Below are 18,367 nucleotides of genomic sequence, written 5' to 3' on the forward strand. Positions count from 1 at the left end.
GCTGCGCGACATATTGTACGTCGCGAGCGCTTCGTCAACCGCCTCATCAAGACTCATTGGTCAACCTAATCTTGTCTCTTCTACCGTATAAACGCTTGCATGGCTCCAGACGAGTATCAAACAGGCTCAGTTCACCTCGATCAGTGCTGAATGCGCAGATGTTCTTCCCTGCTCTCAAGAATCCGTTGCCATCGAACAATTTGTCCCCGAACAAAGTCCAACCATGTTCGAAGACGTTGTTTAGGGGATATCTGGATTTGCGGTAAGACTACTCGATAACGCTGGCTTCCGAACGCTGTTCCTGACCAATCAGCGTGACTAGGTCCGCTTTCGAGAGCGGATCAATATCAACACGGACCTCTTGTGCAGTATAGAAGATCCCTGCGGTCACCTCTCGACTAGAGAACCAGTCATTCAGCACGTGATAGTACACGCTGAGTTGCTTCCGATACTCATCCTCTGCGTGCCGTCCGAGATCAGTCTTGAAGTCGATGATTTCGACGGTATCGGGACGAATGTGAACGAGGTCGACGATTCCAGAGATAGTGACCTGCTCGCCGTCGACAGTAAGCGGCAGATACGCATCCTCCTCGACTCGCAGCTCACCATCGAGCGAGTCTATGAACGACTTGATGTGACGTTCGTCGTCGTTCGAGGGTTCGACGTCCCCCTCCAGCACGTACCGCTCAGCGAACTCGTGGGTCTGCGTTCCGAACACTGTCCCTCTCCCGTCGTCGACGTCCTCGAACACGTCGTCGCGCATGAGCGTGTGCGGCGAGTGTCCGACCGGACCATCCGGCGTCGGCACAGCAATCTGCAAGTGCGCCTGCGTCGTCTCGCTGATGTCGTCCTCCTGAACGTCTGGCTCCAAGTCCTCGAGGTCGACCGGGAGTTCTTCGAGGAATGTGTTCGGGCTCTCGCCTGCAGCGAACACAAGGTGGCTCTCAGCCCGCGTCATTGCGACGTAGAGCAAGCGCCTCTCCTCATCGTACCCACGCGGCAGGCACTTCCGGAGGACGTCACTCCGCCAGTTGTCGTGAATATGGGGATACCCGTGGTCGTCGGCGTAGACCTTCCGCTGGCGTAGCCCGATCGGATCGTCGAACGTGATCGCGTTACTGTTCCCGCCGGATGGTGGGAATCGGTGTGAGTTCATGTTCGCGAGTACGACGATGGGGTGTTCGAGTCCCTTTGCCGCGTGGATGGTCTGGACCGTCACCGAGTTCATCCCGGCACTCGCGTGGACCTCGTGAGTGCTTCCGTCCTCGATGCCCCGCTCGATGAATCGGATGAGGTCACCTCGTGTCAACGTCGTGGCGCTGTGGACGGACTGAATCGTCGTCAGCAGCACGTCAGCATACGCCCCGTCGTAGTCGTACTGGGAGAACACGCGCTGGGCGACTCCACCGACCGTCTCCAGTGACCCAAGCTCCGACTTGAATGCCTGCATGTTGGTGGGATACTCTTGGGTATCGAGGACGTGTTTGACCTCATCGAGCGTGTAGCCAGCTTCCTCGAGGACGACCGCCCATCCTCGCTCGGCGTCTGATTCGAGAATCCGCAGCCACGCCAGCAGAAGCTTCGCCGGGTCAGACCGGAATAACTCGATGCCGCCCTCGTACGCCATCGGCAACCCGTACTCCTCGGCGACAGAGAGGAGTTCCCGGCCGAAGTCACGAGTCCGGGTGAGGACGGCGATGTCACCGTACTCCGGGAGACGGAGGTCGTCGTCCTCTTCGACCTGATACGCGTCGTTCCCGACGACCTCCTGGATCTTGGTCAGAACGGCCTCATGTTCGTCTTCGTGTTGAATCGCCACTATCTGAGAGTTCTCGTGCGTGGCGTTCGAGGAGAGCGACACGATACGGTCTCGGACGGTCCCCTCGTCGACGTTGTCCGTGCTCGCAGCGGGCGTGACCAAACTGTGCTCGGAGAAGTCGAGGATGGCCTGCGTCGATCGGTAGTTCTCGACGAGTTCGATATCGATGATCGGGCGTGTCGCCCACGACACTCGCTCGTGATCCTCGTTGAGTTCGTCGACGAACCGGTCCAGTCGAGACTCGAACTCGGTGATGTTCTCGACGGCAGCGTATTGGAAGGAGTAGATGCTCTGTTTCCAGTCACCGACGACACAGACGTTGTTCGTATCCGCGAGCAGGAGTGCGAGTTTGAACTGGATCTCACTGGAGTCCTGGAACTCGTCGATCATCACGTACTCGAACGCGACGTCGTCGCGGAGTCGGTGGTCGTCACAGAGCAGAACGAACGCAAATAGTTGGAGGAAGCTGAAGTTGAGGTAGTTCCGACTGAGCGCGAACTGCAGGTACTCGTGATAGACATCGTGGACGAAGTTCTTGAGGCCCTCTCGCTGTTCGTCAAACGCCAGTCGCGCGACGGCATCGGGAACTTGCTTCTCACCCCATCCGCCACGGATCTCGTCCTCCTCGGGCGCGTCTGGGAGGTAGCACTTGTCGTTCCCGTAGCCCCCGAGTTTCGAGCGAAGCTTCGACTGCTTGTTCCCGTCGTTCCGGGGATGATTCAGCTCGTCGAAGATCTCTCGAAATGCGTCGAAGTCGCCGTCCAGATGCCGCTCGCCGTTCCGGTACCAGCCATCAGCCGTCGGGAAGACACCTTTCGCCGCGAGCTGATTAATCAAACCGAGGAGTTCGACTGGTTCCTCGACGGCGCGGAAGAAGTCGTCATACTCGGGGTGGTCGTCGCTGAATCGACGGATGAACTCGCGGAACTGCGCCTTCTCGACGTTTTCGTCTTCGAGGACACGTGTGGACCCCGTAATCCGGTCGTCGATGCCGAGAAGCGTCGGGGCCTCGAAGCCGTGTTCCATGAGGATGTCGTGACAAAGGCTGTGGAACGTCTGAATCGGGGCATCAGAGAGTTCACGCATCCCGTAGTCACAGTTGGCGACGATTCGGTCCTTCATCTCCGTCGCCGCGTTGTTGGTGAACGTCACGAGGAGGACGTCCTCGGGTTCGACATCGTCCTGGTCGACGATTTCGGCGTAGCGACGGGTGACGGTGAACGTCTTCCCAGTCCCTGCGCCGGCGTCGACGACGTGGATGCCCTGTTTGCTGTCGATCAGGTCTTGCTGTTGGTCGTTTGGTGCGGTCATCGCGACTCACTCTCCAGGATGCAATCTCGGTTGTCTACGTACCGATAGTTGGGATCGCCACCGAGTCCCTGAACTGGGAAGCGCTCGTCACCCGCACGGCGAGTGTTCAGTTCCGAAAGGCGCTCTCGGACGAACTGCTCGAATGCGTCCACGTCGCCGGTGAAATAGTTCTCGTTGCGAATCCGAAGGAGGTGTCTCAGTGCCTGCTTACAGCCCTTCTTTACGTACTTGTAGTCTCCAACACTCTCCTTCATCTGTTCCGTCAAGAGGCAGGCAAACGTGGATTCTAAGAGTTCGTCCTTGTCTCTCGTCTCCGGGAACTCGTGTACATCCAAGAAATCCAGGTACACTTCATACGCCACCTTGGAGAAGGTCTTGTTACAGTCGTTTGCGGCGTCTTCCTGTAGTTCGGTGAACGTGTCTCGCCTCGCGATGTATCCCTCGTACGTAACAGGATAATACGTCACTGTGGTCAAACAATCATCGAGAGACCCATCCCCAGTCACTACATCGTCGAGTGTTTCGAGAAAGTGGAAGAACGTGAATCGGAGTTCCTCATCCGGGCGCTCGGTCCGCTGGTGAGCGAGATACAGCAACGCCTGGAAGTTCGGTTTGTCGCTTGGTGGATCCAGCGCCGAATGTTTGACAATCGAGTATGCGGACTTCTTTGCGCCACTCTTGTAGTCGAGGAGTCGGGAAGGGCTGTGAACGAGGTCGATCTTCCCCTTCAACCCGAGGTCGGTGTTCTCGAACCAGCGTTCAGTGTGTGACGCATCGATGGAGCGGTCGTAATACTCGGCGAAGAAGTTCTCTCCCCGACCACCGTCAGACGTCACCAGGGTGTCACCGTGAGGCGAGTTTGCATTCAGGAATTCAACGATGGTCTGGAGGCCGACACGGTACTTGGTGAGTCGGACTTCCCGGTCGACGCCCCGGAGGAACGGGTCGACTTCATCGAGAATGGCTGCGGCTACATCGTCGAGTGTATCAGACGTGATGGCGTCCGGATGCGAGACATAGAATTCCGCGAAGTCGTGGAACAGGTTCCCTTCCCTAAAGTGGTCCTTGTCCGGGTTGTCGACGAGTCGGCTGAAGAAGTAATCGCGGGGGGAGTTGACGTAGGAGTTCAGGCTTGACTGGCTGAGTGCGGTGACGTCCTCGTGGGAGACACCGAGTGGTTCTTTTTCGAATCCGTCCTGTGTCGTTCGAGACGCCCGTGAATGCTGCAGTGAGTCCAAGTCACTGAATCGGTCGAACTCCTCATCGAACAGTTCCTCAAAGTATAGGCACGGGGTGACTGGCGTCCCACCGGCGGTGTCCTGGACGAGGTAGTACTGGTCGACACCGTTCTGCAGGAGGAGTTGGAACTGACGGATGTTCCGCTCGAATTCCTGGTCGCTGTCGACCCATGGGCGGCGAGGCGACGAATGTGTCCACCCTTCGTCAAGTCCAAGATAGAACACGAGGGGGCGGCCGACGTGAGCAGCCGATTTCGCATCGGCCAGCAGGACACCTTCGTTTTCCCGGTCAACGGGAACCTCATACGACTGAAGATAGAATTCGAGCCGGTCGACTACCGGTTCGGTGACGGCGTCGTCAAGGAGGCCGAGCGTCACGATTTCCTCTCTGAAGGCGTCGATAGAGGCGTCCGTGACTGCTTCGTATTCGTCGATGGCCTCCTCGAATGTGCGGGAACGAATCTCATCACGGAACTCAAGAATCCAATCTACTTCCGGGCGATCAAGGTCGTAGAGACGCTTCTCGTCGTGCTCGATGTCGACGGGCATCCCGAGCTGGGTGAGGAGTGGTCGAACGTCGCCTACTCGTGTATCCCGGCCGGCGTGGGCACTTCGAAGGAGCTGTAGGAATGCGCGGTGACGGGCATCGTCATTGAACCCGGGACCACCGTAGTATGGAATCTCTGCAGCTTCCAACGCCGATTCAATGAGCGAGGAATACTGACTGGCTGCATCGAGGACGACAGCCACGTCGTCGGCATTCTCCGGTGAGACCGTATCGAGGACTGCGTCGACGATTGCGGCCGGTGAGTCGAGAATGCGGAAGGATGGATGATCGAATGGCTCTCCGGTGAACGGGTCGATCGTCTCGTAGTCTGGGGGAAGGATCGAGCGTTCGAGTTCGGTAAGCTGCTTGAAGCCGACGACAGCGACCGACGTGTCGGCTTCGATACTGTACTCAGTGAGACGGTTAGACGTCGTGTCCATCTCTGCGATACAGTCGACAGCAGTGTGCGTTGCCGTCGTCGCGAACTGTTCGTAGTCGAGCACCGCGTCGGCCGTCCCCTGATACTCCCAGCACTGGAGAATGTTACCGACCGCATAGGACGTCTCCTTCCAGTCGAGATCCGTCGTCTCAATGATTTCGAGAAACGCGAGTCGATCCTCAGCCTGTTCTCGCCGTCGAGCCGCCAGGCGCCGTGGGGTAATCGCGAACGGCCCGAAGTGGGGTTGGTCGAGACGCCGGTTCAGGGCGCTTGCCATCGGCGCGTCCGGCACGAGCACAAGGTCGAAATCCTTGCATTCCTCGTAGAGAGAATCGAGAGACTTCGCTCGTGTAATTGACACGGACTATCGGACTCAGGTGAGTTTCAAAAATGTGTCGTCGGGACAGCCAACTCGAACTAGAATCCGCACAGAAACACCATAGCCTCTGAGAAATGCACATAATCGGCCCTGGTGAGGTGGTGGAAGTACAAAACACGTGCGCAGGCTCAGTGTCCAGAGGGTGACAAGGATAATCGATACCGAAGCCTATCCCTCAATGGGGGTTCGGTCAAATTTGGGCGAGTCACCAATCTTCCGCTCCAACAGGTCTGCAATGTCCTCATTTGCAGTCGCGAAGATCACTTGCCGGTCTTGCTCACCATCTCGGCGTGTTGCCAGCTCAATGAGCAAGTTGAAGAATGAAATCGTGTTAATATCGTCCAGATGTGCGAACGGCTCATCCAGCAGCATCACTGGCGGCGCATGTGCATGGGTGAGATTGTTCGTCACGAAGATTGCGAGTGCTAAGGCAGCCCGTTGGCCTGAACTCATATCAGTGATTGGCTCTGGCTTCGGGTCATCCTGCCCCCGGCGAATTACACGAACTTCGTCGTCGTCATTGAGTTGCACCTCATTGAATTGATACGGGCGTTGGAACGCCTGAAACAGCGTCGTTATTGCCGACATATGTTCCCGGACATATGCTGTGAGATTCTCGTCACCTCCCGCTTTGTCGAAGACGGTTTGTAATCGCTCAATGCCGTCTTCATAACCTTCCTTCCTGTGTTGGTGGTGATCCAGATCAGTTTGCTTTTTGTCGATTTGCTCGTTGATCTGCGCGACCGACTCAACGACGACTGCATCGCTTTGGAACTCCGACTTGGCGGTGTGCAGCACTGTTCGATCAGCTGCCACACGAAACTCGTTCTGTTGGTGTTCTCCAATTGCGTGATCCTCGAGGATTTGAATGCCAGCGTCAAGCTCTATACGCCGATCGTTTAGTCGCTGAATGGCTTTCTGAACGTCATCAATCGGTCTAGCGAAGTCTTCGACGGATTTCTCCAGTGACTCCAACGTCTCTGTGGTTTCCTGGTGAGTATTTCTCACTAATTCAATAGCTTCTCCACTGCTAAGATCCCAGAGCGTGTTTTGTCGGATCGCCTCACCAAATCTGGTGACGTGAGCGTCGGACACGCTTGGCAAAGACTCAAAACTCGTTCGCTCAAACACTCCCCAGAAGTCTTCAGCACGGCAAACATCACCATACTGGGTCTCGAATTTGTCCGTTACCGTTGCCCAAGTGGGTCGGTCCAGAACTTCGAGTGCATTTTCAATGCGTTCGATATCCGCTTGTAGCTGATCTGGGACTCCCGATTCCGAGGAAAGAAGACCCTCTGGTGGCTCTCGGTTTCGAATCGACGCTTCTGTTTGCTCGAGATAACAGGCTGGACAGTGTGCAACCTCGTCAGTGATATCAAGATACTCCTCGGTCTGTGAGCGAATCTCGTCTAAGAGCTCCTCACGCCTCGCCTGTAGGTCAGAAATCTCTCGAATCGTCTCTCGCTTCTCAGAGAGTCTTTCGAGTTCCTCTTTGAGAACAGCCGTTACCCGTGTTCGCCATTTTTCGAGCGACTCCTCTGATTCAGGACCTTCATCAGAGAGTGCCTTCTCTATGGCGTGGAGATCTGAAATCTCGAATTCTTCAGTTGAGAGGATGATTGCAACAAAAGCGACAGTTGGCGGTGCCTCTCCCCAGCGTGTGCTATTGAGTTCTTCCTGAAGCTCTCTTAACTGCTTCTGCTTATTTTGGCGCTCTTCAATATCCTCAAGCTTGTCAATCGCTGTTTCTGTTCGGTTTCTCTCGGTAGCTAGCTCGGATGCTAACGTTTCAGGCGTCTTTGGCTCATCGCTGCTCAGGCCCGCACTCTTAAGACTCTCGTCAAGCCTAGCAACTCGTTCACCCCAGGTTGTCCAGGTATCGACCCACTCTTCGTTGGAATCCCCACTTCCTTCGTCGTCATGGCGGTGCGACGGAGGATTCGGAATGAGCTCTCTCATCCCTGGCGATAGTTCTTCCCGAGCTGTCCGTGCAGTAGAAAACAAGTTCTCTGCTCGATCAGCCTTATTCTCCAGTTCTCTGATTTCGGCAGTCAACTCCGCAATCCGCTTTTCTTCCTGTTCAATCCGGCTATCGGCTTCTTTTACCAACTCTCTTTTTTCACTACGGGCCTTCGACAACTGCTCCCCGTACAACGAACGCCGGATTGTTTGTTCAATATCCAGGTCCGTATCGAGTTCTGCGAGTCGCGTAGTCGACCCTGCCTCGTGATAATTCACATGATAGAACTCGGTGTGACGTGTTGCCTTACCCTCTGGTCGAAAGCCGTACCAAGCGCTGATTCGATCAGCCACGTCGGACGTGTCATTCGAAAGCCGGACCGGTCCGTCTCCGTTGCCTGTGAGGGTCACATTCAAGTCACGATATTTCCAGCTCCGCTGAGTAGTCTCACCTCGGACTTGCCCAACCATTCCAAGCGTGGCCGCATCAAGAAGACTAGTCTTGCCACTCCCATTCCGTCCGTAGAGAAGTGTGAACGGCTTTGCATCCAGCGTTCTCTTGCTAGCCGGTCGGCGGAAGTCTGGCCCCAATTCTACTGAGTCAATGATTCCCTCAGGTCCCTTCGGCAAATTCGGTTTCGTGGGTCCAGCCTCCAAATCACTTCCTTTGCGTAGTTTTTCAAGCCGCTCATCCCGGTTGGTTGAGTCGGTCTCAAAGAGAAGCCCCAGATCTGCTTCGAGAATCTCCTGGATAAGTTCTCCCCGGTTGAACTCGACTTCCATCGATTCGAGATCTCGAATAACTGTTTGGAGCGGTTGCAGAAACGCATCCAACGAGTCGATGGCGACAAACCGTCGTATCGCAAATCGCGTATTAGACTCGAACGTTGTACGCCTTGATTCGTCTATGTCCATCTCGTCGGGATATGCCCAGAAAAGCTGAATGTTCCACTGGTTCGGGATTTCATCATCATAGAACAGAACCTCGAGCTGGCGGTTGTCTTCCGTTTCGAGCTCGTCCAAGTCATCATCTGGTTGTATAAACCGAACAAGGATCGTCTCGTCATCGTACCCTCTTCGAGGATGTGTGATTTTATAGAGTTCGTCCGAACCCTCTACCTGTTCTACGTGTTCTTCATCGTATAGCCGTACAAGGCGATTGTATCCGTTCATAGCGTGATCTCCTCCAATCCATCGGTTGCATCGACTCGCTCTGGATTACGAACCATATTAGAGACGTCCTCATATCCGGCCAGTGTCTTCACTTTACTGGAGCTGAAATTTGAAGTCAGCGCAACTGGTTTGAAATTGACTCCGTCTACTCGCAACCACTCTACGAACCAGCGAGCTCGGTCGATCTCACTGTTAGGTGTTGAGTTGGGAAGCGTCGTCAAACAGATGGGAACCTGTTCAACCCGATATTCTGCGTTGACCGGAACGTCGGTTCGGTCAAAGGCGTTCTTGAGGACAATATCGGCTTCATCCTCTGCAAATGAGAGTGCTTCCATTAGCCGTTCGGCAATTGTTTCAGGCGCATCCCTCGTACTCGGCGTGATCTCACCGGCACCACGTCGACGTGGGTGATCCTCCAAGAGATGCCCTAATTCTTCAGACATCTCGCCGTTGAGGGATTCAACACATTCCCAAGAAACTTTCTGGTTGGTGGGAAATTGTTCTGGAAGACTGTCCGCTTCAATTTCTGCGCGAAGGAGTGCGGTCAACAGCTCTCGGTTGAGTGGGGTCGTGTTAAGCTGCTCTCGCCACTCTTTGCAGGGATCTGGTTCAGGCGCCGGATAGACCGGATTTTTGTGTTGGTACTCATCTGCAGTTGTATCGAATACAGCTGTCGTTGAGACTTTGAGATCTGCCATCATCGCCGACCCACTGGGCGTTCCGTGGTTTGTTTTTCGTCGGAATATGACTGTACTTACGATGTCATCCGGGATGAGGCAGAGATACTCACATCCAATGTCCGGTTGGGTCGCTACCAACCCTCCTCGCTCGTATGAGTCGTTGTACTCTGACTCCAGCGTAGTTGAATCATCTGTTGTAGTGTAGATCCCGGAATAGCCAAAGGGGCCGATCGGTGGCACACTCCCCCAGTTTGCGACGATACACGACACCTGGGCTTCGGTCTCAAAAAGTTCCTTTCGATAGTTGACCCACGTTTTGTTGAATGGATCGGGGTTGCATTGGACATGGACAGAATACGAGGGACCGTCTTGGCAGAATGTAAGAACCTCATTTTTGAGTTCTCTCTGCATTACATCGGAGCATGTCCACGGAACAACGGCAGCACCGCTCAAAAAGCGGAAGCCCCAGATCTTTGTGCCCTCACAGAGCCTCTTTAGCTCGACATCATTCGCACGGCTGCTCATGTGCTTGTTCTTAAATTGGACAAATAACGCGTCTTTGTCCTCACCACGCCTCGCATTCGCAGCTATTGGGATGATTGTCGGTGTGACGAATTCTCCCGGTTCGTCTGGCACGGCGGGGCTCCCATCAGTTTCACCTTCCGCTGAATAGCAGTCGTACTCCTCATTCAATTCGGCGAGCCGGGTCTCCATTTCGTCTACTTGAACGGGGGCGCACCCAAGGACAAATAGTGGACCCGTATCCGCGAAGAGGAAGTCATCATGATCCTCAATCCAATCGATATTGTAGGCCCACTCCGGCGCTGCTGCGAGGTGGGCATCCTCTTCGGACGCCCGCTGGAGGAACGATTCGGCCTTCAAGTGCATACCGACTGGTTTCGGAAAGACGGTGATGTCTTCCACCCTGCCGCGTGGTTGCCAAATCGTAACGATGTTTTGCGAGTCGTCCTCTGCAAATACCTCATACCGCTCAGTATCAAATCCAGTGAGGATTCTTCCAGCCTCGCGAATTCGGTCGGACTCAGACATTGGTGATAGGTGAGTTATGATATCTTATGTCATGTTGTGCTGATATAATTTCGCAATTCGGCGCTAAATGCTTACCAAACAATTGGCATCAACTTGGTTGGGCGAGCTCCTACAGTGCGTCTCTAACTCATTCACGGGATATACCGACGCTGCCAAAGTTTCTGCGAGGAATCGAAGAATCTTCCATTCATTCGTGTTGGCGCCCAAAACATCCGACGGCTGGTGATTTTCGAAGACGACGGGCATATCTAACACTATGAATCCATCTGGAGTGGTACTCAGAGATAATACTGTTGCTTCGAGGAAAACAAAATTTGTTGCTGATTAAGTATAGCGTTATAACATTTATTCCCAATAGGCATATTCACACAAGATCTGGTATGGGTTTAGCAGACTGAATTGGTCTGCCCAACCCACAAACTGATAAGGAATCCGATTGAAACGCTGAACGACTCGAATATGCCACTCTTAGAATCGCCATACTGGGCCGCGACTAGGTTTCTAACGGCTGTGTTGAATCACTAGACGGCGTCGGGATAGGTCGCTAAATCAAAGGAGTTGAAGCGGGACGATTCGGTTGTCCATGACACAAATCTCCCGCTTCACTGGTGAGATTGTGCCGATTGCTCAAGTTGTTACCGGTGATGGAGACGAATCCGCCGCCCCGGAAGGTGGCGGCGGATTCGCCGACTATGCTCTCGTTTCCCTGCATTGTCTGCGGATTTACCTGGATGCGTCCTACCGAATGACGATCGACCTGCTCAAAGAGATGCCACAAATAACCGGGGAGATCGGCCTTGAAGCGGCCGATCTCCCCTCTCCATCCACGTTGTGTAAGGCGTTCGACCGGATCAGTATGAGCGTTTGTCGAGTGTTGCTGCGCCAGTCGGCGCAGCTACACGACCCATCGAAACACGCCGCTATCGACGCTACATTCTACGAACGCTCAGCTGCGAGCCGCCACTACTGCCAGCGAATCAGCTACCGCGTACAGAAGCTGAAGGTCACGAAACTCGTCGACACAGACTCTCAAGCCATTCTTGACGTACACTGTTCAACAACTCGGGAAGGAAGCGACGCAGATCTCGCTGAGCAGATCGCCCGCCGGAACGCGGGCGATCTGCGGTCTCTAGCGGCCGACAAAGGCTATGACAAGCAAGCGCTCCGCGAAGCACTGCGTGAACTCGGCATCAGACCGCTCATCAAGCACCGTATCTTCGCTCCCTACGACCACGCTCACAACGCTAGAATCGACAAACGACGCTACAATCAGCGCTCTATGACAGAAACTGTGAACTCGGCTGTGAAGCGCTCGCTCGGCTTCGCCGTGCGAGCGCGTTCCTGGTTCCGTGAGTTCAGAGAAATCGCTCTGATGTGTGTCGTCTATAACATCAAGCGTGCCGTGAAACAGTGAATCCCACTGCCTTATGGCGATTCAACACAGCCTTTCTAACCGAATTCTGCGCCAATCCAATTTCGGACGGTCGAGTCCCCCAGAGATCGCTACAATGAGCCGATCGGATGCCGAGCAGGATGGCAAGATCGACGCTGAGCGGGTGCCATCATTCGATGGTATCCGATGGACCTCGTGTTCACTCGAGGGCTTCACGGACCTGTATTGGGACGAGATTGCCCCCTGCCTCGAAGCAGAGGGTATCGATCCGAGAGGCGAGAAGCCTACCCACCAGTGGTTTCGGGATCACGATGCGCGGTCATTCCTCGCGGCTCTCCGTCGCCATCACGACCGCTCATTCGGGGAGTTCTGGAACGAGGACCTCGACCTCGGTGATGATGAAGAGGGCTACACATGGGCAACAACGGATGATGCAACAATCGACGCCCTTGAACAGTTCCTCAACCGGCGGAAATCACGATACAGCCTTGCGACGTCGTCCGTCGACGCGCTGCGAACGCGACTGAATCTCTACGTCCGTGCTTATCGAGAGGCAAACGGGACAGATGACCTCCTTACACCGATTCAACGAGATCAAGAGAATCCAGACTACGAAGCCGTTGACGCGTGCTATGCAGCATTCGACTGGTTGAATGAGGGAACTAAACGCGAATACAGTGCCCAGACTCTCCAGCGTGTGCGGCGCGTCGTCGACGCCTGGTATCAGCATCTAGTCGGTCGACGGGTTGCCTCGATGAACCCTGCGAGCGGCCTCTACGACGAATTCAAGTGGGAAGTCGAAGATTCACCCACACCTTCGCTTTCAGCGAATCAGATTCGGAAACTGATGCAGGCGTCGGAGACAACGCGAGAACAGCTGCTCGTGGTGGCGTTAGCTGGCTGGGGACTTCGTGCAAGTGAGGTCGCCGCACTCCATGTATCGCAGTTCCACCGTGACGTTCCCGAAGACGACATCCCCTTCATTACGTTCGAGAGTCGCAAGAACGGGCCCGGTGAGGTGTCTCTCCTGTACGGAATGGACGTTCTCGACTCCCGAATCGACGAGCTAGCGGAAGACGATACGTGGACTGGATACCTGTTCCCCTCCTCTCAGGGAGAAACGCCGTACGTGACCCGAGATACAATCCGGAATTGGTTCCAAAATCTTGCATTGGAAGCAGATCTCCCCGAGCGGATCGAGGGTGAACGACCGAGTCCACAGCTCTGTCGTCGATTCTGGTACGACACCTATACAGCAGTCCTCGAAGGCGTTCTCGAAGGTGTTGACGAAATCGCTGCAGAGCAAGGTAGTAGCGATCCTCGGGTAGTGATGCAAAATTACCTGTCTGACTCGCGTGCTCGCCGAGTCCGACGAGAATTCATGCGAGACCAACTTAACGCAGCCTTCGGAGAGAGAACGTAACATCAACCCATCTGTCGAGCTATTCCAAATGTCTGTCCTCGGTTGATGACTGAATCAATGAGTCACAGAGTCAATGAAGTATTGACTTCTGGAAGTTAAGAATCAAAGAGTCCATGATCTATAGCGTCATTTGCCATGATGGAGAGAATAAATTCACCGACTCAGAGATTCATTGAGTCACTGAATCAGTGAGTGCCTGAAGCATTGAGTTGAGTATTCAGGAACACCAGACCCGTATCACGAAATCACTGAATCAATGAATCAATGAATCAATGAATCAGTGAAATCCTGACGTTGTGAATCATTGAGTCTGTGAGTCAATGATTCAAAGACAGTGCTCGGGAAAGAGGTAATCATGGCTCTTAGCCCCTCAAACGCCGATATACGACAGGATCGCATTGAGAGAGATACAACTGAGTGTCTGACATGGATTTATGAGTCATTGATTCAATGATCGAACTATGACCGAGACACCTCGTGGATGGGGCGTCACACCATCGACTGGCATCCCCACGATCGCCTTCGGCAACCAGAAAGGCGGGACAGGAAAGACAACGGCGACGATCAACAGTGCCGCGGCGCTGGCCACTCGCGACCACGATGTTCTTGCAATCGATATGGACCCACAGGCCGACATGACGAAAGGGCTTGGACTGGGTCCGGGCGACGACAACGATCCATCAAGCCCGAAGAACGAACTCCCCAACACACTAGTCACCGATGACGAGAACCTACTCGACGTACTCGTCGACAATCCGCGCACGCACGATACTAGTCTTTCAGAAATCGTGATCGAAGCCGATGAGTACGACCATCTGAACTTCGACTTGATTCCCAGTCACAAGGACATGGGCCTTGCTCGAGATTGGATGGACGATGCGAATGCTCGTCTCTCGCTGAAACTCGCCCTCGAAGAGATGGTTGACGACGGATACAACTACGATTTTATCGTAGTCGATTGCCCTCCCGACCTCTCAGTCCTGACGGACGCGGCCTTCATCGCGGCTCAGAACGTCTTCCTGGCTGCACAGACCCAAGCAACATCACGGGATGCACTTGACGATCTGTGGGACCAGCTGGAGTCCATCGAGGACAACCAGCAGATCGAGATCGCAATCGTTGGACTCCTGGCGAACATGTACCGGGACGACGGTCAGTCGCAAAAGTTCCTCAACTCCTTCGACGAGTCCTTCGCGTCGATGGCACCGATTTTCAAACTCCCAATGCGAGTAGCAATCCAGCGTGCGTGGGACAACGGACGAGATATTTTCGGATGGGAAGACGCGAACGACCAGCAAGTAGAGCGCGACCTCTTCCTGGAGGTTGCGGAGACGATGGAACGAGCGTTTGACAAAACGCAGGTGGAGGCGTAAGAATGCCCCGGGGAATGGACGAGCGGTTCGAGGATCCCTCAGACGAGGTGGATGAGGAGGACGCGGTCGCAGACGAGGAGACCACAGAGACGTCGGAGGAATCGGAAGAACAGGGTCGTGAAACTGCGGCAGCAACCGAGGATCGATCAGATCAGCAGAGAACCGCATCCACGACCGATACTGATTCGTCGACCAATGAGGCAGGAGAGACAGATGACGAACCGCTGAACATCCGCGAAGATTGGGATTCAGCCACGATATACGTTGAACCGGAGCAAAGCGAGGACATCGAGATCACGTTCACTCGCCTGAAAAAGCAGCTCAAACGCGAGGACATCACGCTGGAGAAAAACAAGCATTTCTACCGCGGTGTTTTCGAGGTAGCGTTCGGCGAGCACCAGGAGGAAACGAAGGAGAAGATTCGCGAATTCGCCAAGGAAGACGGCGATCAGTGAATCACTGATTCACAGAATCCCGAATGTTAAGAGGATGGCCTGGTATCGAACGAGGTTCTCAAAATCGACCCTCTCCTGTTCTTTTGAAAGCCAAAATGAATCGTCATTCACTATACTATCGAGTCGTGGCTGGGAAAGGTCAGACCGGCCCCCTATCTATAATCCGTCCTGAAAAGAGATCCTTAGCAAAGTCTGTGTAGTCGCAAGTTGCAGTAGTCAGTATGCCTTACTGCCCGAATTGCGGAGACCAAGTCAAAGACATTCATCACTACTGTGGGTCATGTGGTCAGGCGCTTTCTGATATTGCAGAGTCAGAAAACGGGCCTCCGATGGCCGTCGATCGCGAGGGCTTCCTCTCGTTGCGCTCACTCTCGTACGTCAACGACCTACTGAACGGAGAGCAAGAGCTGGACAGAGACTCGGTTTCGTATACCCAATTGTCGCGAGAAGTGAGTGCTGCCTTCGCAGATTTCGCCCGTCTCGCGATGGTGAAGGAGTTAGATCTGCTCCGCCTCTGGGCAGCTGGTTCCAGCTCCGCCGCGTTGGACATGCCAGTTGCAGACATGAATAGCAATCAGTTCCGCGACTGGCTGGCCGCCATCGGCCTTTCTCGTACTCTACGGATGTACGACGAATCTCTCCATACCGAGTTCGAGGACGACTTCAACGAGCGACTCCAGAAGCTTTTCGAGATTGCCGGGGAGGAACTCGATAGTTAGGGGTGTACCCAGCGAGAATCCTCGTCTATGCACGCACTTGTATCGAGAGGTTACGTACGCGAACGTCCTGAATCGAACACTCTAACGCCGTACCTACATGCTCCACCCTCAAAGGGGTGATCAGTTTCTAACCAGTCGCTCAATCGAGACGATTAACTCGTCACCACCCTATGATCAGATAGATGGCTGGTGCTGATCCTGATGACTGCTGCCGGGGTGCTCACGTAGCTTCCCAACAGGGCGAGTTCACTCAAGCAACCGTCTGGGATGCGTGCCGAGATGGGATTCAAGAGGCAATTGAGGCACAGCTCGACAACGAGCAGGCACCACCAGTAATCATCGACGGCCTCCCCACGATCGGGAAAACACGACATGCAACAGAGACCGCGTTCGACCTAGACGTCCCAGCTGCAATCCTCACGCACCGGTACGAGACGCGAGACGTACACCTCAATCTCGCTGCCGAACATCAGAAAGCGGTAGTTGAAGTTCCAACACTCGACCGGGAGTGTCCAACCCGGCGAGGAGATCACGGATCCGGTTGGGCCGAACGAATCAACGACTATCGGTCGCGGGGCGCCTCACCGACGTATCTTCACTACTATCTGCAGGATGTGTTGCCCTGTATGCAAGACGGTGACTGTCCATACCTCGCACGCTGGGACGCGGTCGAGGCGGCAGACGTCATCGTCGGCGGGCCAGCCCACGCCGCCCTTGATCGCGTCGTAGACGACCGCGTCGTCATCTTCGACGAAGACCCAGGAACCGCCTATCGAACGGAGTTTGACGCAAATCAACTCTCAACAGCGATATCAACCTTTCTCAGCAAGAACGACGACTTGCCGATAGACAATCACTTCGGGTTGATTGGAGCTGCAACAAATGAGGGGATGGAGGCGATACGAGATGCGATTCGTGACGAACTCTCAGATAACACCTCTATTGCCCGTCCAACGGAGGCAGTCGACGACGATGACGGTCATGCCGAGGCCCCGACTGCAGTGCTCGCTATGCTCGAACTCGGCGGACCGATTATTGGCGATACCGCACCGACGGAGTATGACTGGGACGATCAACTTCGGGAAGAAGCAGGACTTGATTATGTCGAGCTTCCAGACGGATCACAGGTTGTCTACGATCACGCCGAATCACGGGTCGTCATTCGACGGCCGCCGACTCTTGATGCTGCTCGAGCAGTAGTTGGACTGGACGGAACGCCGGTCGAAGAACTCTGGCGCGGACGGCTCGGCGTCGACGAGATAGTGAGTTGGCGAGTCCTTTGCGATGACTGTCGGGCCCGGTATCTCCGCGACGTCATCGGCTACGAGTTCGTACAGACGACCTCGCACGTCAAGCCATACAGCAGTGGTGAATACGTCAATCGACGGGGCGACTTTGGGGTGATCGAGGCTGTCGCAAATCGCCACGATACAACACCAGGCGTCATCACGACCAAGAGTGCAGCTGAGCGTCTCTTCGAAGAGCCACCCAGTGAGCCGTTTATCGACATCGAACGAGTAACTGACCGAATTGCGGACGTCAAACACTACGGCGCGCTCCGGAGTAGCAACGACTTCACAGGGACGGAGGTGGGGGTCGTACTCGGTTCCCCCCACCCGGGAGACCGTCCGCTTCAGATTACGGCTGCACTAGAAGGCTACACGGCGATTAGAGGTGACGAGAGGAAGGGAACAGACCTCGACTACGGGATTCCTGAACGGCCGTTTCTCCGGCACTATCGCGAACACAAGATTGCCCAAGCTGTCCTCCGGTTCGGCCGAACGACGGCTGCGACGGTCTACATCCACACAGGGGTACTCCCTGAGTGGTTATCCGAGATGGTCACGGTCGGGCCAGAGGCTGTCACGATCGAAGAGCGCTCCGAGGGGCACCGAAGTGTGATTCGCGCGCTCCTGGACGAGGGCCCGGGGACAGCCGCCGAGATCGCAAATCGAGAGGGAGTCTCAATCGGCGAGAAGCAAACCCGGGACTGGCTGAAGCGACTCCGGTCGGAAGGGTATGTTTCCCGTGATGACTACCAGCCATACACGTGGGGTGCCAACGGCCTAGCTGACGCTCCGCATACCGCCCACGTGCGGCTGCCTGAACTCGAGTAGTGGGCGAAAGTATTATCACCCCCACCAATGCGCTATCGGTTGATTTTCCGCGGAATCACAAGCAGCTCGCGACGGCCCGCCTCGCGTCGGTTTCACACCATCCGAATCCCATCTCTAACGCAGAATCGACCCTTCCTACGTCTGGACTAAGCTGATTTCCCTTTGCTAAACTGAGACACTACGTATAGAGTTCTATACGTCCTACCTCAGACTTCCTGACCTTCCCTCTTTTTTCAATCGGAACTGGTCCCAAGCGACTCACTGTGACTTGTCCCTTTCTGAACGATGCCTG

General features: G+C 54.8%; 10 protein-coding genes and 1 pseudogene. 7 read left to right on the forward strand and 4 right to left on the reverse strand.

Annotated features, from left to right (window positions below):
• Positions 1-268: 268 nt before the first annotated feature.
• From Hhyl6_RS22970 to Hhyl6_RS22985, 4 genes are all read right to left on the reverse strand, one after another.
• Positions 269-3,130, reverse strand: a complete 2,862-nt coding sequence (locus Hhyl6_RS22970; RefSeq protein WP_483741547.1) for a UvrD-helicase domain-containing protein — start codon at positions 3,128-3,130, stop codon at positions 269-271.
• Entirely contained in the window at positions 3,127-5,715 is a 2,589-nt protein-coding gene (locus tag Hhyl6_RS22975) for a PD-(D/E)XK nuclease family protein (protein ID WP_483741548.1), read from the reverse strand. The genes Hhyl6_RS22970 and Hhyl6_RS22975 overlap by 4 nt, the downstream gene beginning before the upstream one ends.
• Before the next feature lie 186 nt (positions 5,716-5,901).
• Complete coding sequence (locus tag Hhyl6_RS22980; protein ID WP_483741549.1) at positions 5,902-8,865, reverse strand: AAA family ATPase; 2,964 nt, start codon at positions 8,863-8,865, stop codon at positions 5,902-5,904.
• Positions 8,862-10,595, reverse strand: a complete 1,734-nt coding sequence (locus Hhyl6_RS22985; protein WP_483741550.1) for a hypothetical protein — start codon at positions 10,593-10,595, stop codon at positions 8,862-8,864. The genes Hhyl6_RS22980 and Hhyl6_RS22985 overlap by 4 nt, the downstream gene beginning before the upstream one ends.
• A gap of 583 nt (positions 10,596-11,178) precedes the next feature.
• Here Hhyl6_RS22985 and Hhyl6_RS22990 point away from each other — a divergent pair.
• The 7 genes and pseudogenes from Hhyl6_RS22990 (at position 11,179) to Hhyl6_RS23020 (ending at position 18,075) form a co-directional block, all read left to right on the forward strand.
• On the forward strand, positions 11,179-12,009 hold the full coding sequence (locus Hhyl6_RS22990) for an IS5 family transposase (protein ID WP_483739087.1): 831 nt from the start codon (positions 11,179-11,181) through the stop codon (positions 12,007-12,009).
• 94 nt (positions 12,010-12,103) lie between these two features.
• A complete protein-coding gene (locus tag Hhyl6_RS22995; protein ID WP_483741551.1) occupies positions 12,104-13,411 on the forward strand; it encodes a tyrosine-type recombinase/integrase in 1,308 nt (435 codons plus the stop codon).
• 461 nt (positions 13,412-13,872) lie between these two features.
• Positions 13,873-14,784 (forward strand): ParA family protein, encoded by a 912-nt coding sequence (locus tag Hhyl6_RS23000; protein ID WP_092818020.1) that lies wholly within the window; start codon positions 13,873-13,875, stop codon positions 14,782-14,784.
• A 14-nt stretch (positions 14,785-14,798) separates the two neighbouring features.
• Positions 14,799-15,239, forward strand: coding sequence for a DUF8160 family protein (locus Hhyl6_RS23005; RefSeq protein WP_483741552.1), 441 nt, complete (start codon positions 14,799-14,801; stop codon positions 15,237-15,239).
• A gap of 221 nt (positions 15,240-15,460) precedes the next feature.
• Positions 15,461-15,529: pseudogene (locus tag Hhyl6_RS23010) on the forward strand (zinc-ribbon domain-containing protein); the annotation flags it as partial.
• Positions 15,530-15,568: 39 nt separating this feature from the next.
• Positions 15,569-15,958, forward strand: coding sequence for a hypothetical protein (locus tag Hhyl6_RS23015; RefSeq protein WP_483741661.1), 390 nt, complete (start codon positions 15,569-15,571; stop codon positions 15,956-15,958).
• A 182-nt stretch (positions 15,959-16,140) separates the two neighbouring features.
• Positions 16,141-18,075 (forward strand): hypothetical protein, encoded by a 1,935-nt coding sequence (locus Hhyl6_RS23020; protein WP_483741553.1) that lies wholly within the window; start codon positions 16,141-16,143, stop codon positions 18,073-18,075.
• Positions 18,076-18,367: the final 292 nt, after the last annotated feature.

This window comes from Haloarcula sp. H-hyl6 (assembly GCF_056934455.1).